The 25,646-nt window shown below is 36.0% G+C and carries 26 protein-coding genes; 18 read left to right on the forward strand and 8 right to left on the reverse strand.

Going from position 1 to position 25,646, the window contains the following annotated elements; all coding sequences use genetic code 11:
* Nucleotides 1–5: 5 nt before the first annotated feature.
* The 12 genes from dnaG (at nt 6) to polA (ending at nt 14,482) form a co-directional block, all read left to right on the forward strand.
* Nucleotides 6–1,874 (forward strand): DNA primase, encoded by a 1,869-nt coding sequence (dnaG, locus tag GA0061074_RS00605; protein WP_092461170.1) that lies wholly within the window; start codon nt 6–8, stop codon nt 1,872–1,874.
* Nucleotides 1,875–1,884: 10 nt separating this feature from the next.
* On the forward strand, nt 1,885–3,015 hold the full coding sequence (gene rpoD, locus GA0061074_RS00610; protein WP_092461171.1) for an RNA polymerase sigma factor RpoD: 1,131 nt from the start codon (nt 1,885–1,887) through the stop codon (nt 3,013–3,015).
* A 109-nt stretch (nt 3,016–3,124) separates the two neighbouring features.
* Nucleotides 3,125–4,345 carry an MFS transporter gene (locus tag GA0061074_RS00615; RefSeq protein ID WP_092461172.1) on the forward strand — a complete coding sequence of 407 codons (1,221 nt, stop codon included), beginning with the start codon at nt 3,125–3,127 and terminating at the stop codon, nt 4,343–4,345.
* Nucleotides 4,346–4,463: 118 nt separating this feature from the next.
* A complete protein-coding gene (locus GA0061074_RS00620; RefSeq protein WP_092461173.1) occupies nt 4,464–5,177 on the forward strand; it encodes a response regulator transcription factor in 714 nt (237 codons plus the stop codon).
* Between the two features lie 18 nt (nt 5,178–5,195).
* Nucleotides 5,196–6,566 (forward strand): sensor histidine kinase, encoded by a 1,371-nt coding sequence (locus GA0061074_RS00625; protein ID WP_092461174.1) that lies wholly within the window; start codon nt 5,196–5,198, stop codon nt 6,564–6,566.
* A gap of 22 nt (nt 6,567–6,588) precedes the next feature.
* Nucleotides 6,589–7,224 carry a uridine kinase gene (gene udk, locus GA0061074_RS00630; RefSeq protein ID WP_092461175.1) on the forward strand — a complete coding sequence of 212 codons (636 nt, stop codon included), beginning with the start codon at nt 6,589–6,591 and terminating at the stop codon, nt 7,222–7,224.
* A gap of 21 nt (nt 7,225–7,245) precedes the next feature.
* Nucleotides 7,246–8,319 carry a glutamyl aminopeptidase gene (gene pepA, locus GA0061074_RS00635; protein WP_092461465.1) on the forward strand — a complete coding sequence of 358 codons (1,074 nt, stop codon included), beginning with the start codon at nt 7,246–7,248 and terminating at the stop codon, nt 8,317–8,319.
* Nucleotides 8,320–8,358: 39 nt separating this feature from the next.
* Nucleotides 8,359–8,997, forward strand: coding sequence for a YtpR family tRNA-binding protein (gene ytpR, locus GA0061074_RS00640; RefSeq protein WP_092461176.1), 639 nt, complete (start codon nt 8,359–8,361; stop codon nt 8,995–8,997).
* A 12-nt stretch (nt 8,998–9,009) separates the two neighbouring features.
* The gene (locus GA0061074_RS00645) at nt 9,010–9,387 is read left to right on the forward strand and encodes a hypothetical protein (RefSeq protein ID WP_092461177.1); all 378 of its coding nucleotides are present in this window, start codon (nt 9,010–9,012) and stop codon (nt 9,385–9,387) included.
* A 105-nt stretch (nt 9,388–9,492) separates the two neighbouring features.
* Entirely contained in the window at nt 9,493–10,833 is a 1,341-nt protein-coding gene (gene murC, locus GA0061074_RS00650) for a UDP-N-acetylmuramate--L-alanine ligase (RefSeq protein ID WP_092461178.1), read from the forward strand.
* A 100-nt stretch (nt 10,834–10,933) separates the two neighbouring features.
* Nucleotides 10,934–11,653: a Bax inhibitor-1/YccA family protein gene (locus tag GA0061074_RS00655; RefSeq protein ID WP_092461179.1), complete on the forward strand. Its 720-nt coding sequence runs from the start codon at nt 10,934–10,936 to the stop codon at nt 11,651–11,653.
* Nucleotides 11,654–11,782: 129 nt separating this feature from the next.
* Nucleotides 11,783–14,482, forward strand: coding sequence for a DNA polymerase I (gene polA, locus GA0061074_RS00660; protein WP_092461180.1), 2,700 nt, complete (start codon nt 11,783–11,785; stop codon nt 14,480–14,482).
* A 77-nt stretch (nt 14,483–14,559) separates the two neighbouring features.
* Here polA and GA0061074_RS00665 read toward each other — a convergent pair whose 3' ends face one another.
* Nucleotides 14,560–14,748, reverse strand: a complete 189-nt coding sequence (locus GA0061074_RS00665) for a hypothetical protein (RefSeq protein ID WP_092461181.1) — start codon at nt 14,746–14,748, stop codon at nt 14,560–14,562.
* Between the two features lie 208 nt (nt 14,749–14,956).
* On the opposite strand from GA0061074_RS00665, the gene GA0061074_RS00670 reads away from it, so the two are divergent.
* The 3 genes from GA0061074_RS00670 (at nt 14,957) to pnuC (ending at nt 18,629) form a co-directional block, all read left to right on the forward strand.
* Nucleotides 14,957–16,852, forward strand: a complete 1,896-nt coding sequence (locus GA0061074_RS00670; protein WP_092461182.1) for a glycoside hydrolase family 2 TIM barrel-domain containing protein — start codon at nt 14,957–14,959, stop codon at nt 16,850–16,852.
* Entirely contained in the window at nt 16,830–17,792 is a 963-nt protein-coding gene (locus tag GA0061074_RS00675) for a beta-galactosidase small subunit (RefSeq protein ID WP_092461183.1), read from the forward strand. The genes GA0061074_RS00670 and GA0061074_RS00675 overlap by 23 nt, the downstream gene beginning before the upstream one ends.
* A gap of 195 nt (nt 17,793–17,987) precedes the next feature.
* Nucleotides 17,988–18,629 (forward strand): nicotinamide riboside transporter PnuC, encoded by a 642-nt coding sequence (gene pnuC / locus GA0061074_RS00680; RefSeq protein ID WP_240005851.1) that lies wholly within the window; start codon nt 17,988–17,990, stop codon nt 18,627–18,629.
* 333 nt (nt 18,630–18,962) lie between these two features.
* Here the strand turns inward: pnuC and GA0061074_RS00685 are convergent, their stop codons facing one another.
* The gene (locus GA0061074_RS00685) at nt 18,963–19,328 is read right to left on the reverse strand and encodes a TIGR02328 family protein (protein WP_092461185.1); all 366 of its coding nucleotides are present in this window, start codon (nt 19,326–19,328) and stop codon (nt 18,963–18,965) included.
* Between the two features lie 189 nt (nt 19,329–19,517).
* Here GA0061074_RS00685 and GA0061074_RS00690 point away from each other — a divergent pair, with 189 nt between their 5' ends.
* Together GA0061074_RS00690 and GA0061074_RS00695 are read left to right on the forward strand one after the other, a co-directional pair.
* A complete protein-coding gene (locus GA0061074_RS00690) occupies nt 19,518–19,772 on the forward strand; it encodes a hypothetical protein (protein WP_092461186.1) in 255 nt (84 codons plus the stop codon).
* Nucleotides 19,773–19,987: 215 nt separating this feature from the next.
* Nucleotides 19,988–20,317: a DMT family transporter gene (locus GA0061074_RS00695; RefSeq protein ID WP_092461187.1), complete on the forward strand. Its 330-nt coding sequence runs from the start codon at nt 19,988–19,990 to the stop codon at nt 20,315–20,317.
* Nucleotides 20,318–20,441: 124 nt separating this feature from the next.
* Here the strand turns inward: GA0061074_RS00695 and GA0061074_RS00700 are convergent, their stop codons facing one another.
* From GA0061074_RS00700 to GA0061074_RS00710, 3 genes are all read right to left on the reverse strand, one after another.
* A complete protein-coding gene (locus tag GA0061074_RS00700; RefSeq protein ID WP_092461188.1) occupies nt 20,442–20,768 on the reverse strand; it encodes a YjgN family protein in 327 nt (108 codons plus the stop codon).
* A gap of 148 nt (nt 20,769–20,916) precedes the next feature.
* Nucleotides 20,917–21,561: a hypothetical protein gene (locus GA0061074_RS00705; RefSeq protein WP_092461189.1), complete on the reverse strand. Its 645-nt coding sequence runs from the start codon at nt 21,559–21,561 to the stop codon at nt 20,917–20,919.
* Between the two features lie 708 nt (nt 21,562–22,269).
* Nucleotides 22,270–22,611 (reverse strand): MmcQ/YjbR family DNA-binding protein, encoded by a 342-nt coding sequence (locus tag GA0061074_RS00710; RefSeq protein ID WP_092461190.1) that lies wholly within the window; start codon nt 22,609–22,611, stop codon nt 22,270–22,272.
* A 91-nt stretch (nt 22,612–22,702) separates the two neighbouring features.
* On the opposite strand from GA0061074_RS00710, the gene GA0061074_RS00715 reads away from it, so the two are divergent.
* A complete protein-coding gene (locus tag GA0061074_RS00715) occupies nt 22,703–23,449 on the forward strand; it encodes a hypothetical protein (protein ID WP_092461191.1) in 747 nt (248 codons plus the stop codon).
* A gap of 365 nt (nt 23,450–23,814) precedes the next feature.
* On the opposite strand, the gene GA0061074_RS00720 is transcribed toward GA0061074_RS00715, so the two are convergent.
* From GA0061074_RS00720 to GA0061074_RS00730, 3 genes are all read right to left on the reverse strand, one after another.
* Entirely contained in the window at nt 23,815–24,162 is a 348-nt protein-coding gene (locus tag GA0061074_RS00720) for a DUF4236 domain-containing protein (protein ID WP_092461192.1), read from the reverse strand.
* Nucleotides 24,163–24,180: 18 nt separating this feature from the next.
* Entirely contained in the window at nt 24,181–24,912 is a 732-nt protein-coding gene (locus tag GA0061074_RS00725) for a cell envelope integrity TolA family protein (protein WP_092461193.1), read from the reverse strand.
* Nucleotides 24,913–25,159: 247 nt separating this feature from the next.
* The gene (locus GA0061074_RS00730; protein WP_092461194.1) at nt 25,160–25,513 is read right to left on the reverse strand and encodes a helix-turn-helix domain-containing protein; all 354 of its coding nucleotides are present in this window, start codon (nt 25,511–25,513) and stop codon (nt 25,160–25,162) included.
* Nucleotides 25,514–25,646: the final 133 nt, after the last annotated feature.

Raw genomic sequence — 25,646 nt, forward strand, 5'->3', positions numbered from 1 at the left:
ATGTTATGGCTAAAATTCCTCAGCAGCTTGTAGAAGAAGTGCGGGAACGTGTCAACATTGTTGATGTTGTTTCACCATATGTACAGTTAAAGAAACAAGGACGTAATCTGTTTGGTAAATGTCCTTTTCATGAGGAACGCACACCTTCATTCTCTGTTAATGAAGAGAAACAAATTTTCCATTGCTTTTCGTGTGGACGAGGAGGGAATGCTTTTAGCTTTTTAATGGAAGTTGAAAACATATCATTTCCGCAAGCTGTTTTAAAGCTTGCCCCACAGGCAGGTGTAGATATAGATGATTCGTATCTAGATAATCAATCTAATGTGCAAGTTGATTCAGAAACAAAAGCTTTACGTGAGTTGTATGCTGAAGCAACTAAGTTATACCATCATTTGTTGGTTAATACGGATTCGGGTGAGCAAGCTTTAGCGTACTTAACATCTCGTGGGTTAGATGAATCGACAATTGATGCATTTATGCTTGGTTATGCACCTGAAGGAAATATTCTATATGAATACTTTCAAACGCAAAAAATTGATTATCAATTGTTACGTAAATCAGAGTTGTTTGTTGAATGGTCTGATGGTAGTTTACATGATCGATTTACTGATCGTGTTTTGTTTACGATTAGAGATAGCAGCGGTCATCCGATTGCCTTTTCGGGTCGTAAATTGACGAGTGATGATGATATTCCAAAGTATGTTAATTCTCCAGAAAGTCCTTTATTTAATAAGTCAAACGAGCTTTTTAATTTAGATTTAGCAAAAGATACTATTAAAAAGCAAAAAACGGTTATTTTATTTGAAGGTTTTATGGATGTTATTGCTGCGTTCCAATCGGGAGTTGTAAATGGTGTCGCATCGATGGGAACATCGTTAACGGTAGAACAGGTACAACAATTATCTCGATTGGCCGATAAGATTAGCATTACGTATGATTCCGATATGGCTGGTCAAAAGGCAACTAAACGTGCTCTCGATTTGATTGCACAGCACAGTCGTTTATCTACACAAGTTATCCATATACCTGATAATCAAGATCCGGATGAATATTTGCGATCAAATGATGCTGATGCATTTAAACAAGTGATGACGCATAATATTGAAGATCCTGTTACATTTAATTTACGTTATCTTCAAATTGATCGTAACTTAAATAATCAAACAGAATTTTTTGCTTATATTAGTGATGCGCTTGGGGTTATTGCAACTGTTGAAGAACCAGTTGTTCGTGAACGTTTTTTACGGCAAATGGCAAATGAGTTTGAGCTAAGCTATGAAGCTTTACAAGATCAGATTCGACCGCTACTATTGCGTCGTCAAGCACAACAACCATCTAATCAGCGATATCAGCAACAAAAAAGGGCAAATGATAGTTCTCAAGCTTATAGCAACACAAGTAATGTCACCGTTAAACGGAATGTTTCGCGTGTTGAAAAAGCAGAACAAATTTTATTTGCATGGATGTTGCATGATAACGATGTTTGGTTACAGGTCACAAATTATGCAGGATTTTCATTTCAAGATGTATCATATGAAACTTTATTTATGATTGCTATGGCATATCGTCAGGAACACCAACAAGAGCCAATTAATGACATGGCTGCATTTATGGATTATGTCCAAAAGCCTGAGTTAACACGTATTTTGGCCTCTTTGGCAGATGTTGACCCACAGTTATTTAATGATCGTGATCAAGTTGTAGAGTATATTAATGTTATTAATAACGAAGCACCTTTGGAAGAACGAATTCGGCAATTATCTCGTGAAATTAAAGAAGCTAATCAACTTCAAGATAAAGCACGTGTTGCCCAATTAAGTGTGACATATTTAGCTGCATTAAAAGAAAAGCAAAGTAAGAATACAAAACATTAAGGAGTTTAGAATGGCTGCAAAGAAAAAAGAAGAAAAATCTTTTAGTAAAGTAGACTTTGATAAGGCTGTTAAAGGTATTATCAAGGAATTTAAAAAAGATAAGCAAATCAAGGAAGTTGATTTACAAAAAGCTGTCGTTAAACCTATGGCTTTGAATGCTGACCAAATTGATGACTTGTATGACAAAGTTGAATCTGCTGGTATCTCTATTGTTGATGACAAGGGTGAGCCAACAGCACGTGCCTTGGAAAACAAGAAGACAAAGCTATCAGAAAAAGAGCTTAAGCAAGCAGCTGATGCACCAACTGGTATGAAGATCAATGATCCTGTTCGTATGTACTTGAAGGAAATTGGTCGTGTATCATTGCTAACAGGACCTGAAGAGGTTGCTTTAGCTGAAAGAATTGAAGCTGGGGACGAATCAGCTAAGCAAGAATTGGCCGAAGCCAACTTGCGTTTGGTAGTTTCAATTGCTAAGCGTTATGTTGGTCGTGGTATGCAATTCCTTGATTTGATCCAAGAAGGAAACATGGGATTGATGAAGGCCGTTGAAAAGTTCGATTACCGTAAAGGATTCAAATTTTCAACGTATGCAACGTGGTGGATTCGTCAGGCAATTACTCGTGCAATTGCTGACCAAGCACGTACCATTCGTATTCCAGTTCACATGGTTGAAACAATCAACAAATTGATTCGTATTCAACGTAACTTGCTACAAGACTTGGGACGTGAACCAACACCTGAAGAAATTGGTGCCGAGATGGATGTTCCAACTGAGAAGGTTCGCGATATTTTGAAGATTGCACAAGAACCAGTATCATTGGAAACACCTATTGGTGAAGAGGATGATTCACACTTGGGAGACTTCATTGAAGACAATGAAGCTGTATCACCAGCTGATTCAGCAGCTTACCAAATGTTAAAGGAACAATTAGAATCAGTTTTGGATACGTTAACAGATCGTGAAGAAAACGTTCTTCGTTTACGTTTTGGACTTGAAGATGGTCGTACACGTACACTAGAAGAAGTTGGTAAAGTATTCGGTGTTACACGCGAACGTATTCGACAAATTGAAGCAAAAGCGTTGCGTAAGTTGCGCCATCCATCACGTTCAAAGCAATTACGTGATTTCTTGGACTAAGCAATAAATAGCGACAATAATAGAGTGGTTTAACTATATTTATGTAGTTAAAACCACTCTTTTTAAATAAAAATTGATTTTGATGTTTAAAAAAGAGAGGAGTGTCTATATGGCAGAAAACCAATCAAAACTGGCAAACTTTAGTTTTCCATTACTAGCATCGAACTTTGCATCTGTCTTTGGGGATGGTGTATACCGTTTTGGACTAAACTGGTTTTTGGTAGCGAGTTATGGAAATGCCCAAATTTTAGGCTTGTTAACTGGATTTGGTTTCGTAGTTTATGTGCTAAATGATATTTTTGTTGGCTCAATTCTTGATAGATTTAATCGTAAAATTGTTTTACTCTGCGCTGATTCGTTAGGAGCAATTGGCGCCTTAAGTTTATCGTTTTTTATAGATCCAGCGAAACCGCAAATATGGATTTTGTTTGTTTTAACCTTCATCTTAAATGTTGACGTGTCTTATTCGTATCCTGCAACGCGTGCAATTTTACCAAATGTTATCAATAAACACTCATTAGCTAGTTTCAACGCTTGGGCAAGTGCTGCATTTTCAACAGGGCAGGCTCTTGGACCACTTGTCGGTGGGTTACTATTGCATTTGGAATGGATTGATTTAAGAACATTTTTACAAATATTAGGTTTGATGTTGTTAACAACGGTGCTATTTAACTTAGCGATTAAATATTTCCCAGAAGCAAAGGATGATAGTGGATCAGAACCATTTTTAAAAAGCTTAATAGACGGATTCCGCTATGTTCAAAAGTCGCCTAAACTATTTGAATCGATGCTACTAACAATTTGGACAAACTTTTTCTTTGAAGGTTTTATTTTAGCTATGCCGTACTTAATTCAGCATAGTTATCATGGGACAGCAACTAGTTATTCAACAGCATTAACGTTAGCAGCAGTTGCTGGTGTTTTAGTCAGTGTTTTGTTGGCTAGATTTCCAACTTTTAATACGCTTGAATCAATGTATCGTGATTTCTATATATTGGGTGCTGCATTTATTATTACGACATTCTTTAGACAGTTATGGATATTTATTATCTTAGTCATTTTGTATGGATTTGCACGATCAGCCTTTGTTATTAAAATTAATACCGTACGTCAACAAGCTAGTTCACCAGCATATTTGGGGCGAGTATTTGGGATTTCATTCTTTGCGACTGACTTATTTGCACCATTAATTACGATTTCATTGGGATATGGTGTCTCAATTATGGGAGCGTGGACGCTCTTTGTGTTAGGGGCATTGTTGTTGCTTGGGATGATGGCAATTAAAGTTTTGAGTAAACGTCACGAACGTAAGATAACGAGAATTTCTTAAAAATAAGTGAATGGTCATTTATTTTAGGGTGATATATATGTTTTATATTCACAATATCAAGCAAATTCGTTAATTTTCGTGGTAAACTTATAATTAATATATGACATGGGAGTTTATTATGACAAAAGTTTTGGTCGTTGATGATGAACCATCATTACAAACTTTACTAACGTATAATTTGAAAAAAGTTGGCTTTGACGTCGTTTCTGCAACAGATGGTAAACAGGCCTTAGAAATCATTCATCAGAACGATATTGATGTTGTGTTATTGGATGTGATGCTACCAGAAATAAGTGGTGTTGATGTAACGCGTGAACTACGCGCAGAAAAAAATCAGATACCTATCATTATGTTGACTGCTTTAGACGATGAAGTTGATAAAGTCGTTGGTTTAGAAATTGGGGCGGACGATTACGTTACGAAGCCTTTTAGCCCACGAGAAGTCATTGCTCGCGTACATGCTGTTTTGCGTCGCTTTAATCAAAAATCGGAAACATCCCCCGAAGATAGCGTTAAACATATACAGTCATACGGTCGCTTGTCGATCGATTTTGATAAGATGGTCGTGCAATTTGATGGTGAAATTGTTAAATTGACACCAAAAGAATACGAATTACTGGCATACATGGCTGAAAGAGAGGGACGTGTGTTAAGCCGTGAAACGATTTTGGATGGTGTTTGGGGCTATGAATTTTCTGGACCAGATACTCGAATGGTGGATATGCATTTATCACATTTGCGCGATAAAATTGAATTAGATCCAAAACACCCTGTATATTTAAAGACCGTGCGCGGATTTGGGTACCGTTTTGATCGTTCTCATGATGAATAAACATGAAGGGATTAGAATATGAATATTGATGAATTAATCGAATCAGCTAAACGTTTTGTGCTGTTTTGGTTTGTATATGCAGCTATTATTTGGCTCATTTTATGGTTAACATCTTTGACTGGGGATCAGAATGTCACGTTGAAATGGCATGTGCTGGTCTTACTTTCAATGATTTTATCTGGTGCAACAACATTGGCACTGGAAATGCAACGACAACGACGTGATGCACATCTCGCATTATTTATTGAAAAGTTGCAAGATTTAGAGACAACTCATACGCATACTGCGCATGTTTTGATGCGACCTGATGATTCGTTGGCGCCACTTGCTGCAGCTATCAACGATGTGCAACATCTTAATAGTAGACGCATTAAAATTATGCAAGAGCAAAGTAGTACGATGGAAACCTTGATGGAGAATATGCCATTGGGTGTTCTACAAATCACAACTGAACGTAAGATTATTCAAGCGAATGATCAAGCTCGTAAGTTGTTGGGTGTTTCAACTAATTTAGTGAATGCGCATTATGATAATGTTATTAAGTATCATCGTTTAATGGAATTATTTGAACAGGCTTTGCGACAAAAGAAAAATATTCGTGAGTTGGTAAAACTGGATAATAAAATGGTTGATGTCTCAATTGTTTATTATCAAACACGTGAACGCCATTACGAATTACTGGTTCTTTTGTATGATATGACAGAAGTTATTCAAATGAAGGATATGCAAACATCCTTTGTCGCAAATGCGTCACACGAACTTCGAACACCATTAACAGCTATTGCTGGCTTTACGGAAACGTTATTGAGTGGTGCACAAAATGATCCAGTTGATCGCCAAGAATTTTTAGAAATTATTCAATCTGAAACAAATCGACTATTAGACTTGACTGATGACATTTTGACATTGGCTAAGGCACCGGAACAAGCACATTCACTACAAGAGTTTAATATGTCTGAAATGGTTGATAAGATTTTTAATACGAAGCAACCTAAAGATAGGTTAAATTTGACATTAAAAAACGATGTTAGTGAAACGTTAATGGTTAAACAAGATAAGCGTGTTTTTGAACAAATTTTGACGAATCTTATCGGAAATGCAATGAAATATAACCGACAGAATGGTACTGTTAAAGTTTCTGCGATGGTAACGGCTCATGAATTAGCATTTGCTGTTAAAGATACAGGACTAGGTATTCCAAGTGATGAACAGGACCGCGTCTTTGAACGTTTCTACCGTGTTGATAAATCACGAACTCAATCAATACCAGGAACTGGGTTAGGTTTGGCAATTGTTCATGATTTAGTTGAACAATCACAAGGACAAATTGAATTAGAAAGTCAAGTGGGTGTTGGGTCAACAATAACGGTTACCTTACCACTACAATAAGTAAAGAAGAAAGAGGCTAAGTATGGCTATATCACGTCCAATGTTAATTGGAGTTACAGGAGGATCTGGGTCCGGTAAAACAACAGTTAGTCAAGATATTATTAAACGCTTGGAAGGCGAATCTGTTGTGATGATTCCACAAGATGCTTATTATCGCGATCAAAGCGAAAAAAGTATGACGGAACGCCGCAAGACTAATTATGATCATCCAGACTCTTTGGATAATGATTTATTAATTACGCAATTGAAGCAATTACTAAATCGTGAAGCAATTGATCAACCCGTATATGACTACACAAATCATACACGTTCATCTGAAAAAATCAGAGTTGAACCAGCAGATGTTATCATTCTAGAAGGTGTCTTGTTGTTTACGGAATCTAATTTACGTGATTTACTAGATATTAAGGTTTATGTTGATACTGATGATGATTTACGTTTCATTCGTCGTATGCAACGTGATATTGTCGAACGTGGTCGTACTGTAGATTCTGTTGTTAATCAGTATCTTGAAACGGTTAAACCCATGTATCATCAGTTTGTGGAACCAACAAAACGCTATGCCGATATTATTTTGCCAGAAGGTGGCGCTAATGTTGTCGGTATTGGTATGTTGGAAGCACAAATTCGGGACATTTTAAATAAAAATAAGGCATAATTGTTAGAAAGTGTGAATATTGTGGAAGAAAAAATTTGGAATCGGATTGTTAAGTATACTGAATTACAAGGAACATCTGGTCAAGAGCATCAAGTTAGAAAAGCTTTCAGAGACGATCTTTCACCGTTAGTAGATGAAGTGGTTCAGAACGGCTTAGGTGGCCTTTATGGTATTAAGCATAATCAAGATGCTCACGCACCACGTATTATGTTTGGGGCTCATATGGATGAAGTTGGTTTTGTTGTAACACAAATTACTGAACGGGGTATGTTAGTTGTCGACCCAGTTGGTGGTTGGAACCCTTATACAGTATCTGCTGAACGTTTTACCTTGTTTACACGTAACAAGCAATATCCTGTTGTTTCTTCTTCAGTATCACCACATTTACTTCGTCAAGGAAATGTCAGTGGTACACCACAAATTCAAGATATACTATTTGATGGTGGTTTTGCATCTAAAGCTGAAGCAGAATCATTTGATGTACACCCAGGTGATTTTATTGTACCAGCGGTTTCAACAACAATGTTGGCTAATGGTAAGCGCGTAGCGTCTAAGAGTTGGGATAACCGATTTGGCTTAGTTACTATTTTGAACGCTTTGGAAAACTTACAGGATAAGACACTACCTAATACCCTAATCATGGGCGCAAATACACAAGAAGAAGTTGGTTTGCGTGGTGTAGGACCTGCTGTAAATCAATTGAAGCCAGACATTTTCTTTGCACTTGATTCTTCAGCCGCTGATGATACAATTTCAGCTCAGGGTCAAGGACAAATGGACCAAGGTGCGTTGTTACGTGTATTTGATCCAGGTGTTATTATGCCATTACGCTTAAAGGAATTTGTATTAGATACTGCTAATGATGCACATATTCCATTGCAGTATTTCGTAGCAAAGGGTGGTACTGATGCACACGGTGCGCAATCACAAAATAATGGTATTCCTTCAGTTGCATTGGGTGTGGCTTCACGTTATATTCACACTCATCAAACTGTTTGGTCAATTGCCGATTTTGAAGCAGCCCAAGCATTAGTTGAAACTTTGGCACAAAAGTTAGATGCAAGCACTGTAAATGACATTATTTATGGTGATTAAATATAAAAATAATTAATATAAAAAAGGAGAACTGACAGCATGTTAATTGCTAGCTATAATCCCGCTGGAATGGGTGACAATTTGGTTGTTTTGACCCAACAAGCAACGGCATATACTTTTGCTCAACAAGAAAACGTTGTACAATTCATCAATAAAAACGAAGAGGTAATCGGTTATAATTTCATTAATATCAGTCAATCATTAGATTTGACCGGTGTTAACGGTCAGGTATTCCTTTCTGAAGAACAAGTGGCAACCTTGAACGAATTGATTGCAGCAGCCGGTTTTGCATCAACATTGACTGTTGATCAGACACCTAAGTTTGTTGTTGGTTATGTAGAATCATCAGAACCACATCCTGATTCTGATCACTTACAAGTGACAACAACTGTTATTGATAATGACGAACGTGTACAAATCGTTTCAGGTTCACCTAACATGAGTCAAGGTATTAAAGTTGTCGTTGCAAAAATTGGCGCAATGATGCCATCAGGTCTAATTATTTGGCCAGGTGCACTACGTGGTGTTGAGTCAAATGGTATGATTGTTTCTGGACGTGAATTGCAGTTACCAAATGCACCACAAGTACCCGGTGCATTAATTTTGCCTGAAGATTTCGCACCAGTTGGAACACCGTTTGATGCAAAGTCAGCGGCAGCGCAATCATTGTTTGAATAAAGGCGGTGTAACATGTCAATGCAACGCCCAATTGTTTTTTACGAAAATTTAATGCATACCTATGATAATCAGGTTGCAGAACTGTTGGCTGCCAAAACAACATACATTCTTTTGGCGTCAGACCAAGATAATGAAGTCCAAAACCTTGATGTTAATGATGAGGCGTTGCCAACAAAGCCAGTGATTACAGAAGTCCTTCAACCAAAGGTCAAAAAAGTAGCACCAAAGAAGACAACTACTAAAAAAGCTGCAAAGGTTACTAAGACGCCAACAAAAGCTAAGGCTAAACCTAAGTCTGTTAAAACTGGTTTGGGTCTAAGTTTAGATGACATTCTCTTAGAAGAAGACAGTGCTGCAGCACGTGATCATAATCAATACTTTAATGATTAATAATATTAAAAAACATTTGTCGATATAATGAAGACAAGTGTTTTTTTTGGTAAGATAGAAATAACAAATTTGATAAACGCAATTTACGTTAGAATGGATAAAAAAATGGACAAGAATTCTCATTATTATTTTATTGGTATCAAGGGTTCAGGTATGAGTGCCTTAGCATTAATCTTACATGACCAGGGTTATGAGGTATCTGGATCAGATATTGATGAGTATACATTTACACAAAAGCCACTAGAAGCAGCAGGCATCCCCTTGTATTCATTTGATGCAGCAAATATCAAGCCTGATATGACGGTTATTCGAGGAAATTCATTTGAAGATGATCAAGTTGAAGTAGCGGCTGCATTAGCAATTAATGATCAATTAACAATTTTGACGTACCCAGAGATGGTAGAACAATTAATTAATCAATACACGTCAATCGGTGTTGCTGGTGCCCATGGTAAAACATCAACTACTGGATTGTTATCACACGTACTATCAGGAATTGCACCAACTTCATACTTGATTGGTGATGGTACAGGTAAAGGTGTACCAAATGCGCGTTTCTTTATTTTTGAAGCCGACGAATACCGTCGCCACTTCCAAGATTACACGCCTGATTATGCAATCATGACGAATATTGATTTTGATCACCCAGATTATTACACTGGTATCGATGATGTACGTAGTGCCTTTGAAGACTTTGGTAACAATGTAAAAAAGGGTATTTTTGCGTGGGGTGATGATGAACAGTTACGTAAAATTAACGTTTCTGTACCCGTATATTACTATGGTACTAATCCTGAAACTGATGATTTTTATGCTGATAACATCAAACGTTCGACTAAGGGTTCAAGTTTTGATGCTTACTATCATGATGAATTTTTGGGTAACTTTAAAGTACCTTTGTTCGGTCAACATGGTGTCTTAAATACATTAGCAGTCGTTGCTGTTTCATACTTTGAAGAAATTGAAACGTCATTAATTCAAGAGGAATTATTAACTTTCCAAGGTGTTAAGCGTCGTTTTACAGAAAAGCACATTGGTCCCGTTACCATTATCGATGATTACGCACATCATCCATCAGAAATTACGGCAACAATTGATGCAGCACGTCAAAAGTATCCAGATCGTAAGTTAACAGCGGTTTTCCAACCACATACATTTTCACGAACGATTGCTTATCAGGATGATTTTGCCAAGGCATTAGACCTAGCAGATGATGTTTTCTTAACAGAAATCTTCGCTTCAGCTCGTGAAACTGCTGGTCAAATTTGTTCAGCCGATTTGGGTAAGAAAATTGCAAAGTTTGGTGGTATTGTCTCACCAGAAAATGTTGCACCCTTGCTAGCCGATGAAGACGGTGTCTTTATCTTCATGGGAGCAGGTGACTTACAAATGACAGAATTCGCCTTCGAGAAGTTATTGGCTAATACACAAACTAATTTGCAATAAGGATTTATGCCCGTCTTGATTTCTGGTATACTGTTACTTACATACTTTTGGTAAGATTCACCAAACCGTTGTCAAATATCACAACGTAGGAGGGAATGATATGAATAATTTTGAACAACAAGAACCACGTTTAGTTAATCCTGATGCCAGTGGTTTGAATAACTTTTTTAAAAAAGTTTATTTGTACATGGCATTGGCACTGATGGTTACTGCTGCTACAGCATATATCGGTGCGACTGTCTTTGCAGCACCAATTGTGCGTATCTTTAGTAGTCCAATTTCATCACTAATTATTTTTGGAATTATGATGGGATTTGTTTGGATTTTCTCAAGTCGCGTCTATAAAAACCCAGCGCAAGCCTTTGGAATGTTAATGGGATTTGCGGTTTTGAACGGATTTACATTTACGGTTATTGGTTTAACTATTAATTTTGGTCTAATCGCACTAGCCTTTTTCACGACAGCGTTCTTGTTTGTGGGAATGGCCGCATACGGTTACTTCACTAAAAAATCATTAGCTTCACTATCATCAATCTTGTTTGGTTCATTGATTGCTTTGATTATTGGAGGAATTATTAATTTATTCTTCTTCAGTAGTGCAGTGTACTTCTTCTTATCAGTTGTTGGAATCTTAGTCTTTGCAGTGATGACAGCATACGATATGAATCGTTTAAAGGCTTTGTACCTAGAACACGGTGAAAAATCTGCACAATTGACACAAGGATTAGCTGTGTCAGGTGCTTTGAATTTGTATATGGATTTCATTAATTTGTTTATCTATATCCTACAATTGTTCACGTCGTTTAGTTCACGTGACTAATTAACTTTTAAAAGTGTTACCTTCTGGGCTAACACTTTTTTTATGTTCAAATGTTGTTATCAGTATTTGAACTCTGATAAACTAATAATAGAGAAAACGAAGGGGACAGCCCCTAGAAATGAGATGAACATGGCAAAACCAACTTTACTTTTAATTGATGGTAATTCATTGGCTTTTCGGGCATTTTACGCCTTAATTAACCAAGTCGATCGGTTTGTTAATCATGAAGGATTACATACAAATGCTTTGGTTGGTTTTAATAACCTAATTGACGGCATTGTTGATCCTTTCCAACCAGATCTAGCTTTGGTGGCATGGGATGCTGGTAAGACAACGTTCAGAACGGGTAAGTTTGATAATTATAAGGGGAATCGTGATACTACTCCTCAAGAATTGGTTGAACAATTTGAACCACTACGTGAAATGGTGACGTTGCATGGTATTAAGTCATATGAACTTACCGACTATGAGGCCGATGATATTATTGGTACGATGGCACAAAAAGGTGAACAAGCTGGCTATGCTGTCACAATCGTTACCGGAGACCGTGATATGACCCAATTGGTAACTGATGACATCACAGTTTGGGTTACCAAAAAAGGTATCTCTGAAATTGATCACTACACACCAGCTAAGATTGCTGAAATGTATGATGGTTTAGAAGCTAAGCATATTGTTGAAATTAAAGGCCTCCAGGGTGATACAAGTGATAATTACCCTGGAGTAGCTGGAATAGGGCCTAAAACAGCACTAAAGTTGATTAAGCAATATAATTCAATTCCAGAGATGTATGAGCACATTGATGAGATGAAAACTTCAAAGCAGAAGGAAAAATTAATCAATGGTAAAGAAGATGCCTTAGTGTCACGTGACTTAGCACGAATTCGTACTAATGCGCCTGTGACAATCAATTTGGATGATTTGGCATATAAGGGACCAGATTATGAAAATATTATTCCCTTTTACCAACATCTCGACTTCAAGGCACAATTAGTAAAATTAGCTAATCAAGGGTATACAATCCCCACAGATGACCATACCGAAGATGGTGCCTTTAATATCAGTAATACAACCTTAAACATGACGGCACTAACAAACGCTAATCTGGATCACGTTAGCCAGTTAACAACGGCGGTTGATTTCTATCTTGAGTTAGATGATGCTAATTACCACACTGCAAATCCTGTTGGTTTTGTCATTGGTAACCAAGAAAAAGGATACTTTGCGAGCCGTGATATTGAGTTACTAGTCCATGATTCGCCAGTTAAAGCAATTTTAGAAGATGCAAATATTACGAAGCATGTTTTCAACGCTAAAGAACTATATGTCAGTCTACATCGCTTAGGGGTATCATTAAAGAACGTTGAATTCGATTTGTTGCTAGTTTCTTATTTGTTGGACACTAATGACAATAACGATGATCTAGGTGCTCTTGCACATGATAATGATTATTATGCTGTTCAAACGGACGAGGAAGTATATGGCCGTGGCGCTAAGTTTGCTATCCCTGAAGAAGATGCTGATTTCTTTGAACATTTGGGTCGAAAGGCAATGGCCATTGGTTTATTAAGAGAACCACTACTTAAAAAGTTAACTGAGCATGAGCAATTAGATTTGTACCGTGATATTGAATTGCCACTAACTAAGATTTTAGCGCGCATGGAAGCAACTGGTATTACCGTTGATGCACAGCAATTGTTACAAATGGATAGTAAGTTAACAGAACGCTTAAGTGAATTAGAGCAAACTATTTATCAACAAGCGGGTCACGAGTTTAACATTCAATCACCTAAGCAACTTGGGGTCGTTTTGTTTGAAGAAATGGGTTATACGCCACTTAAAAAGACGAAGACGGGGTACTCAACCAGTGTTGAAGTCTTAGAAAAGATGGGTGATGTCCCAATCGTGGCGTCAATTTTGGCTTATCGTCAAATTGCAAAGATTAAGTCTACTTATGTTGAAGGACTACTACGTGTTATTCATGGCTCTGATTCAAAAGTGCATACCCGTTACTTACAAACTTTGACTCAGACTGGTCGTTTGTCATCTGTTGATCCAAACTTGCAAAATATTCCGGTTCGTATTGAAGAAGGCCGTCAAATTCGTAAGTCCTTTGTGCCTAGTGAACCAGAATGGCAAATTTTAAGTGCTGACTACTCACAGATTGAATTGCGTGTATTAGCACATATTACGGGGGATGCTAATTTACAAGCAGCCTTCATTAATGGTGAAGACATTCACGCTGCTACGGCTCGTCGTATTTTCGATGTTCCTGATGATGAACCAGTTGATGGTAATGTTCGTCGCCAAGCTAAGGCCGTTAACTTTGGTATTGTGTACGGTATTTCTGACTTTGGTTTGTCTAAAAATATTGGTGTTTCACGACAACAAGCCAAAACCATTATTGAGACATACTTTAAGCAATATCCTGACGTAAAGAAGTGGTCAGAATCAGTGATTGCTTCAGCACGTGAAAATGGCTATGTTGAAACGATTGCTCATCGTCGCCGCTACTTGCCTGATATCAATGCAAAACGCTTTAATGCCCGTTCCTTTGCAGAACGGACGGCAATGAATTCACCAATTCAAGGTTCGGCAGCGGATATCATTAAAATTGCAATGATTAATGTGCAAGCAGCAATTGAAAAAGCTGGCTTGAAAGCACATATGCTACTACAGGTGCATGACGAATTAATTTTTGAAGCACCAGCAGATGAGATGGCTGAATTAGAACAATTAGTTTCACAAACTATGGATAGTGCCGTGCAACTAGCAGTACCTTTGTTGGTATCAACGCATATTGGTGCTTCATGGTATGATGCGAAATAAATAATTAAATTTAATACTAAATAGGCGTTAGTTTGACATGAATCAAACTAACGCCTATTTTTATTTATAATACACTGCTATTTTGGCATATTCAGTAATTTTTCAACAATCTTGCTAATTTCCTCGCTAAACAAAATGATTGCGATTCCTAACATGATAATGAGCATTGAGAATGAATCTAGGAAAATACCCAAAATTGTAATCAGCATCCCCAAAAACATGATCAATGCAACAAGTTTATTCTTTTGTTTGAATTTATGTCCCATAGGATTATTCACTCCTTTAAACGAATAGATAAATTAAATTATACAGGTAACCTAATTGATGCTACAAATAAAAATTAAATGCTCTTTTAATTTAAAAAATGAGGATAATTTGTTAAATCTAACGACAGATAACGCATATTACGTTACAATTAATATTGAAAACGTTTACAGATTAAAAACGTGTCTATTAATTTTAGGGGGAGCTACGATGATAGCAAATTTAGAATGGTTAGATGACCCAACCGTATTTAGAGTGGGTAAATTACCAGCTCATAGCGATCATACCGTTTATCGCTCAGCAGCAGAAGTGGCACAAAAATCATCAAGTTTAATTAAAAGTTTAGATGGTACTTGGCAATTTAATTTTGCTAACACACCAGCAGAACGACTACTTAACTTTGAAAAATTAGATTTTGATACTGATCAGTTTGATGATATTAAGGTACCTGGTCATATTGAATTACAAAATTATGGTCAGATTCAATATATTAATACACTTTATCCATGGGAAGGTAAAACATATCGTCGACCACCATATGCTTTAGGACCAGATAATACATATCCGGGTATTTTTAGTGAGGCAGAAGACAATACCGTGGGTCAATATGTTAAAATATTTACCTTACCTGACAATTTTGCTGATCAAGATGTGCATATTGAATTTGATGGTGTCGAAAAAGCAATGTACGTGTGGTTAAACGGTCAGTTCGTGGGTTATTCAGAGGATAGTTTTTCACGCGCTGAATTTGATTTAACACCATATTTACAACCTGGTGAAAATAAGCTTGCTGTTGAAGTATTTAAATACAGCACTGCGGCTTTTATTGAAGATCAAGATATGTTCCGCTTTTCAGGGATTTTCCGTAGCGTGCGTTTAATTGCGATTCCAGCAGTAGATGTTGTTGATATTCACATTAAGCCGGTTGTTAGTGCTGATTTGCAACAAGGTGACCTTTCAGTTGCTTTGACACTTGCAGGCGACCTAGCTGGCGCACGTGCGCAATTTGTTGTTAATAATCCACAAGGGGCAGTTGTATTAGATAAGTCAGTTGATGCTGATACAACGACTACGCTAGCACATGAGGTCTTTGATGATATTCAGTTGTGGTCACATAAGCATCCTCATTTATATACACTAACGGTCACGATTTTTGATGCTAAGCAACAAGTCATTGCCGTTATCCCTTATGACTTTGGTTTCCGTCGTTTAGTGATGAATGATCAAAACCAAGTTACGTTAAATAACGTACCATTGCATTTGAATGGGGTTAACCGTCACGAATGGAGCCCAACTGGTGGACGTAATGTTAGTTTAGCTGATATGGAAGCCGATATTCAAATTTTCAAAGAGAATAACATTAATGCTGTTAGAACATCACATTATCCAAATCAAGTGGCTTGGTATGGTATGTGTGACGAAGCAGGTATTTACATGATGGCTGAAACTAACCTAGAATCTCACGGATCATGGCAGAAAATGGGGGCGGTAGAGCCTTCATACAATGTACCAGGATCAATTCCAGAGTGGTTAGATGTTGTTATGGATCGTGCAAAGTCTAATTTTGAACAATTCAAGAATCACCCATCTATTTTATTCTGGTCATTGGGTAATGAATCATATACTGGTGATAATATTGCTGCAATGGATGCATACTTCAAGTCAGTTGATGATTCACGATTGACGCATTATGAAGGTGTCTTCCAAAACCGTGTTGACGAAGATCGTATTTCAGACGTCGAGAGTCGCATGTATGCACATCCTAAGGAAATTGCCGAGTATCTAGCCAATAATCCTAAGAAGCCATACTTAAACTGCGAATATATGCATAGTATGGGGAATTCAGTAGGTGGCTTTGATGAATATGTAAAGTTATTTGATGAATTTGACACATATTTGGGTGGTTTCATTTGGGACTATATCGATCAAGCCTTGTATGTTACCGATGAAGTAACCGGTGAACAAGTCATTCGTTACGGTGGTGACTTTGATGAACGTCATTCAGACTATGAATTTTCTGGTAATGGGATTGTCTTTGCAACCCGTCAGCCTAAGCCAGCAATGCAGGAGGTAAGCTACTATTATGGACGCTACGACAACGAATAAACTACAAGTCGTTTATGGTGATGGTTCATTAGGCATCAAGGGCACTAATTATCACTATTTATTTAGTTATGAAAAAGGTGGCCTAGAGTCATTGCAGATTGATGGCAAAGAGTGGATGTATCGCGTTCCTAAATTAACTTTTTGGCGTGCTACAACTGATAACGACCGTGGAAGTCATTTTTCTACTAAATCAGCAATGTGGTTAGGTGCAGATATGTTTACCGAAGCAACGGATGTGAGCGTGAATGTTGATGGTGAGGAATTGGGACAACCAATTGCACCGGATAATAATCGTTTCTCAGCGGATGAATTTGCAGACACTGTGTCATTAACGTATACATTTTTAACAGCAACAGTACCACAAACAACTGTTAAGGTAATTTATACTATTGCTAATGATGGTGCACTAACTGTTCATGTTGATTATACTGGTCATGATGAGTTACCTGAATTACCAACATTGGGATTACGTTTTGTTATGCCAACGTTGGCAGATGGTTACCGCTATAATGGTCTATCGGGTGAAACTTACCCTGATCGTATGGCCGGTGCTCGTGAAGGGACCTATGAAGTTGATGGTCTACCATTAACACCTTATATGGTGCCACAGGAGATGGGGATGCATATGCAAACATCTCAGGTATCAATTGCACGCTCAACTTCATTAAATAATGCTGATTTTTCAAAAGAAACGCAATATTTGACGTTTGCGCAAGCTAAAGAGCCATTTGCTTTCTCAGCTTTGCCATATTCAGCGATTGAATTGGAAAATGCTACACATATGGAAGAATTGCCAGCACCAAGAAGAACTGTCGTCACTATTTATGGTGCGGTTCGTGGTGTCGGTGGTATTGATAGTTGGGGTACTGATGTACAACAGCCATACCATATTGATGCAACGAATGACCATTCATTTGAATTTGTTATTCAACCAAAATAAATCAAAAATGATAAAAAGCTATGCTGACAGTAAAAAGTCAACATGGCTTTTTATTACGCAAAAAAAATTCACCAAGTTTCCTAAAATATCTGTTACAATATGAAACTGTGTTTAAAAAGAAAGAGGTAGAAGAAATTGGCATATTTTAGGTGGCTTTATCGGGAAATAACTTCAATCAATACAGCCGGTAGTATCATGCTGGCATTTATTTTAGGTGTACAACTGGCACTTTTCTTAAGTAATCCGATTACATTCTTATCAGTAATTACATTGTTTGCAACCTTATTGGGATCAGCATGTACAGTTTATATGATGATTGGTAAACCTATTAACGGTTTGTTAGGATTAATTAGTGCACTAGGCTATATTTATATTAATTGGCAAGCAGGGCACTATGCATCTGTTCTAGATCAAATTGTCTTTATTCTATTAATTGACTTGCCATTAATCGTAACTTGGAAGACTTGGGGTCATCGAATCGTGGATGGTGTAAAATTCCTACGTATCCGCGGATGGGTGATTACGCTAGTCGTTATGTTATTACTCTGGGTACCTGTAATTTGGATTTATACACACTTAGGCGATACTAATCCAGTTTGGGATGCAATTGTCTTGATTATTGGTGCAACAGCTTCAATTTACGTATTTATGGGCTATGGTGATTCATATACATTATGGTTGATGTCTGATTTTGTTAATATCTGCTTGTGGGTATCAGCGCTCTTTGCGGGTTATTCGGCTAGTTCATTACCAATGTTATTAACAATGGCATTCTACTTAGCAACAGCGTTATATGGTCGCTTCTGGTCAATCTGGAGTGGTAAGCAGAACAAGTAGGCTTACGCAATTCATAAAATTTATTATAAATAATAAAAGCGCCTAACCCTTGGCTTGGTTAGGCGCTTTTCATGTAATTAGAAATGGGACTCTATTACATGATTATAATAACACTAGTACACATGGTTTTCAATACTAAATAACCAGTAAAAATAATTAAATATGCTAGTTTCTAGATAAAAGAGAAATATTTTAAGATATTTGCATAATTATAGATTATTTTAATATTTGGATATTATGATAACCACTGTAGGTGGATAGGAATCTACCTATATTTTTACTACAGGGTACACCTATGTTGTCATGAGGCAATATAGGTGTATTTTAGTATATTCATGTTATATTAATTCCCTTAGCCATTAAATTAGCTACACATTCTTGATAATACTTATCATTATGTTCAGGATAAATGGGGGATGTTTTAGGCACAATTAATAACGAGCGATATGCTTTTTCTTTAGTGCCACGGTAAAATGGATCAAACCAAACTGGATTTGGTTTATAACCACGACGTTCCATTTCTTGCATGACCTCTGTATGATATTGGTATAATTTATATGGTTCATGGGTAAACACATAGTCAACGGTACGGTGTTTTTTACCCCAACCACCACCACGCAGTGCACAACATTCTCTGTGTTGTCCTAATAATTGTTGACGAGGTAATTTTGAAATTAAGTTTTCATGCCATAGTCGCATAAGGATAGCCTTTCTACATGAATTGGAAAATAAATAATTACGATTATAATGTATCAATTATTATACTGATTAATTGCGTAATTTCTATTAAACTAATTAAATTTATTGATAAATTTGAAATAATTATAACTACAAATTGAAATTTCTAGTATATTTCCCGTATAATGAGTGTAAAAGGAGGTAGGTTAAATGATTGTACTACATATTATTTTCGGAATTATGATCGTAGTGGGGGCTTTGGCAACTGCAGTTTCATTCCAAGGTGACACCGCTAAGTTAACTAAATGGCAAAAGTTTTCATTGATTCTAACCACATCTGCAATTGGACTAACTGTTGTTACAGTTATTTCAGTATACGCATCTATTTACATTGGTTTGCTATTATTGTTGATGTTGGCAGTATCTGAATACTTTGCATTTATCCGCGTTGCACGTGGTAAGTAATAAATAAATTTTTTATAGCCTAAAATTGGCATGAAATTTAAGTAATCTAACTGGTTAAAAAATGTCTGATATTAAATTGGATGTTTATTTACCAGTTTTATTTTGGCAATAAAATGTCAATATAAAACATAGATTAACAAAAATCAAAACAACTGGTTCTCTTGTTAAAATGTATGTGCTATGATGGTGTTAACTTTTAGTAAGGAGAATATTTTATGTATATAGGATATTTATATTTGGCAATCGCAATTGTTTCCGAGGTTATTGGTTCCAATATGGTAATTAGTACTGAGGGATTCACGCGATTGAAGCCAACTATAATTTGTGTTCTATGTTTTGGACTCGCAATTTATATGTTGTCACTTACCGTTCACTATATTCCGCTTTATATTGCTTACGCTATTTGGGGCGGGTTAGGCATTATTTTGGTGACAGTGGTTGGTGTCGTATTTTGGAAACAAAGCGTTGACATCCCCACATTAATCGGCATTTTCTTGATTGTTGCCGGTGTCGTTGTCGTTAACTTATTTGGTAAGGCACATTAAAAAATGATATGTTTGTTTGAGATACAAATATGTCTATTCAGAAAAAAGCTTCATTCCGTATAAATGATGGAATGAAGCTTTTTTGAGCACGAATATTCTATTTTTTTTATAATACATTAGTTATTTAGTTGATGAAACGAGTATTTTTAGCTTTCCAATCTTCTAATTTTATACCAACCCAAAAGGTATAAACACCAATTGTTATAATAATTAAAAATAACCATTTGATCCAATTACCAAACAGACCCATAGCTGATCCGTCAAATTGCATACGATGACCATCAATAACAGTATGGTTAATTTTCCAACCATAAACCATTACTAATGACCAAGGGTACAGAATCCCTAACGAGAGAACAGTGACTAGTAAACCTAAAATGCTCCAACCAATTAAAGCCAATAACCCACCATCAAAAAAAGAGGCTCGTCCGAATTTCTCCTCTGGTCCCATAACTTTACTCCCTTAAAAGTTTTTTACGTGAATCATCTTTGCACGTATATTAATTTTATTTTTTATCCTCGACCTTGTTCATATAATAGCATTTTTCAATCAATTTTTGGAGAGGTTGCGTGAACTCTAAAAGTTAGGGGGATTCTGTTTACTCGTCATCGGCCGTTTCAGTTGTATCAACGTCATATGTATCGTCGTCTTGAGTGATATTATCGTCTTGGTAACCGTCATCGCTATCTTGTGTCCAATCATCATCTACTTCATCTGAGCTGTCTGTGTCAGAGTCATATGAATCATCATTATCAGAAAACATTTGGTCATGTGTACCCTGCCTGTATGACCATTCAGTTTGCAATTCTCCAGAGGTTTCTTGATCATTTGGTGTCGCATATAGAGCGTCTTTAATTGACATTCCTTTATTTTCTACTAACCATCCGGCAGGCGTCACACCGTATTGTTGTATAAACGCTGCTACCTTTGTTTGAGGAACAGGTAGCGTATTGTTGGAATCAGAAACTTGTGTGTCATTATTCGTTGACGATGAACTAATTTCTGGCTGCGATGAGGAAACAACACTACTTGATGATATATCAACCTTAGACCTTGATGACGTTTTTTTCTCCTTATCAACATGTTTCTTCGGTTGCTTTTGCGAGGTAGAACTTGATGCTTTAACATTCTTGTGTGATTGAGCTGACTTGTTTGAGTCACTATGATTTGCAATTAATCCCGTACCACCTGCAATTAAACCAAGTAAAACTAAACCACCTATATAATATTTCCCATGTTTCATTTACTCGTACTCCTTAAATATTTATTTTTAACCCATTTTAAGTATACAACAGTCATATCTGATGAGATTAATATATTTAGAATATGATTTAGTTATGAAATAAGGGGTCTTATTACTTACACCTAGACAATGTTTTTTAATTAAGCTTAATAAGCCCTCCTTTTGAGCTGTCAATTGCATTGGTTGCCATTTTTAATTGTTTTTTGGGATTACCAATTCCGATAAAACTCTACTGAATTAACCCTTATGGTCATGCCATTACTTTGAGTTACAGTATCACCGATATTGAAAGTTCCAGTAGGATTGTCTTTTGAATTAGATGATGAAGAACTAGTTTGTTTTGGGTTAACTTTACTTGTTACCGATGGTTTATTTGAATTTTTAATAGCATTAAAATGTATTATTTGAGTACTTAAAATTACTACGAATGAAAAAATAATACTAATTATGGATATTAATTTTTTATGGTGAAAGTTAATCGCTAGGGTAAATAAACTCATGAGAAAGGCAAAAATGAGAAGCCCTTGTACAAAAACATTGTTATCTACAAGATAGTACCAGAGAAACAATGCTAATAAATATTGAAATGATGCTCCATAATTTCTTTTCAGGTACGTTATGCAATATAAATTTCTCCCGCAAAGCTTTTAACGTGAATCATTCTTGAACGTATATATGCTCACCAATACGATGCCTGTTTATTAATACTTACAAAGTCAATCTGTCTGATTCTTTAATCATATTAATCAGTTCATTTTTTGATACGTCTGTTTTATTTACTAAAATCGTGTTCCAATGAGCTTTATTCATATGGTAACCAGGGTAAACCCCAATACGATTTCGCATTATTTCACCGTGTTGCGGTTCTAATTTCAGATCAATCATTAATTCGTTATCTTTTTCAAAAATTAAAGCAATTATTTTTTTATTCGATACCTGTTTCATAGCAGTCCAAATTATTTTTTCATGACTATTTACACCATTAAAAGGATAGTCTTCAAAAGAGTTGGTAGTTGTTTTTACTAAGTTAATTAATGTTTGACGGTCCATTTTGTACTCCTTTTTTATTAAATTGTACAAGCTTGTTGCTACATGTATAAGTGGCAATAGTATTATAATGACTACTATTGGGGGTAGGGCTATGATAATAATAAATTTTTTTGCTAAACATAGAAAGTTTTTTGGTTCGCTTTTCCTTATAGTTTTACTAGTGCTATTAGGATTTACGGTGGCATCTGTTTTTTATGGTAGTACTATTGGAACACTAGCAGATTGGGTAAGTGGATTAGGTAGTGTAGGGGCAATCGCAGCAGTCTGGTGGCAATCAACTACAGATATAAAACGAATGGAACAATCGCGCGAGGATGAAATACGTGAGAATAGAAAACAAGAAGTGATTAATTACGCAGGAAATTTAAAAGACTTAAGATTTCAATTGATTGGCTTTAACACACTTCTTCGTAAATTTATTTATCTAGACGGCAATGAAAGTAAACCAAATTATAATGTCAGTTTAACGGAATTAAAGTTTATATCTTCAAAAATAAACGAAATGGTCAGTCTTTGTAATTATGATCTCTCAAAAATTATAGAATTCAAAAATAAAGATGATGATTTTGAACATGCTCGAAATATAGAAGTGGCGTTTTCTGTTTCCATTTTGAACGCCAAAAATTATTTAGAACTTCAAATATTGAAGTGGGAAGAAGCTGGTGAGCTTAATTCAAGAGAAGTACACGATTGTTTATATGATATTTACCATAATATTATAAAATATACTAAAGAATGCACGTGTTCTAGATGCATTAATAAAAAGAATAATAAAAATGTTAATGTGCTGGGACGAGAGATAGAAGTAGTCTCAAATTTTATAAACTCTTTTGAATAAACACAAAGATAGTAATTATCAGGCAACTCAAAAGTGCTTATAAGGTGCTAATTGGTAAATTGTTGAAATTATTTCGGTGATTTACCGCCTAATTTTGTTTGTATACGTGATTATTGTAATAATTTAACCAATTATTGATTACTTTCATGAAATTTTGTGCAGATACATTTTTTTCAAAGTCTAAATTTCTATTTTTAACTTATTGAAGAACCTTTCAATTGATACATTATCTAAACATGCGGAACTATCAAAATATTCTCGAATAGTTTTTAGGTTACTTAGAATAAAATCCCCCAGAAGTTAAATTTTGCCTTAACTTCCGGGGGATAACTTTAGCATGCCATCAGTAAGGTGACATTTTATTTTTAAACGAAAAATAGTCCAATAAAAATAATAAGAAAAGCTATAATTATCAGCCACTTTGTAGATATAATTTTTTTATTTAATACCTGTTGAGTACTATCTACATTATCTATTTGTTTAGTATGTAAGTTGACGATGTTTTTTTGATTATTTGGACTAGTGGTTTTATTTGAATAATCTTTTACCCACGACATACCTGAACCTGGGATAGAAGTGGTAGTTTGAATACCACCATTTGCTTTTTTTGTATATCTAAATCCCTTACCACCTACACTCCAGCCAATACCAGATTTACTAAAGTTAATCCTAAATGGTCCAAAATTTTTACTTTTACGATATCTAAAACCCATTACTTACTCCTTCAAAAATTAATGTGCAACTTGCCAATGATAGCCAGGATCAAGTGCCTCGCCAGGTCCTTTTATATGACTGTGACCTTTACGTGTTTCCCATGTGTACCCATCTTGTATTTCCCAATGACTACCAGTTCTTACACCTCCACTGTTATTTGTTGATGTAGATGGGGTGTCGTTTTGGACTGAAACTTGTGCAGCAGCTTGTGCTTGTTTATTTGATGCTGCAATACTTTGACTTTGTGCAACACTAGCAGAAATTGATGCAGCTTGTTGTTCAGAAGAGACAGATTTAGATTGTGCAATGTTTCGTGCGGCTTTTTCTGATTCTAACTTAGATGAAGCGACTATACTTTCAGATGTAATTTTTTCAGAGGAAGCAATACTTTCGGATTTAGCCTTAGATGACGCATCGGCTTTTTCAGAGCTTTCAGATTTTGCTTTTTCTGAAGCTAATTGCTCAGATTTTGCACGCGAAGAAGTTGCTTTAGCTTTCTTCGCTTTTACAGACGATTTAGCCGAACTATCTTTATTAATTTTCTTACTTGTTTGTGCTTTTGTTGGTCCATTAGCCCGTGTATTATCAGAAATATTGGATGCTGTGAAAACCAAGCCCATAAACATCACAAATAAACTAGTAATTACAATTCCAAATGTTCTAAAGATAGATCTATTTTTATGTTCAGAAATACTTCTCCAAAATATCCAAGCACCCAAAAAAATAATAACCCAACCAATAAATACCATAACCTTACTTCCTTAACAGCTTTTAACGTGATTCAGTTATTACACGTAATACGTACTCCATTATTCAGTAGTAGAAGGGGATATTTGTTCGATGTATCAATGGAAATCAGTCTTGTTTTGCGTTTTTTATTCAGAATTTGTATAGGAAAATTCAATATGCTTTATTTTATGATCCAAACAAAATGTTACTCTACTGCACCTATGTTCATTTCTATCAGTAATTTCAATAGTTATTCGTGAATAAACTTTATTTACCAGTATCTTTCATGGTATTAAGCACTGCCAGAAGGGCATTTTTGTATTCTTTTGATAATGGCTGACCGTTGAATACCGCCACGCCTTCTTCTGACAATACTTTGGCTAAATCCACTGGGTCAGCAATTTTCTTGTTTGCATGCATTTCATTGATATTATTATCTAGTAAGTGATCAGTAGATACATCAAGAACATCCGCCACAGCTTTAACAGTGGCAAATTTTGGCTTTACACCTTGATTGTACCTATAAAGAGCATTTTCCGATAAGCCAGCTTTTAAAGCAGTTTGCTTAAGATTTAAACCACGCTCATCAGCTGTTTGTTTAATTCGTTCAAACGTTGTCATTTTAATCTCCATGTTTGAATAAATTAATTACACAGATTATTAATGTGTGTAATTAATTTATTCAAGTAATTGAGCAACAAGAAACAGTCTTTAAGTAATAAAAGTACTGGTAAGCAAATATTAATATAAGATT

The sequence above is a fragment of the Weissella bombi genome (genome assembly GCF_900094835.1).
GTDB lineage: Bacteria > Bacillota > Bacilli > Lactobacillales > Lactobacillaceae > Weissella > Weissella bombi.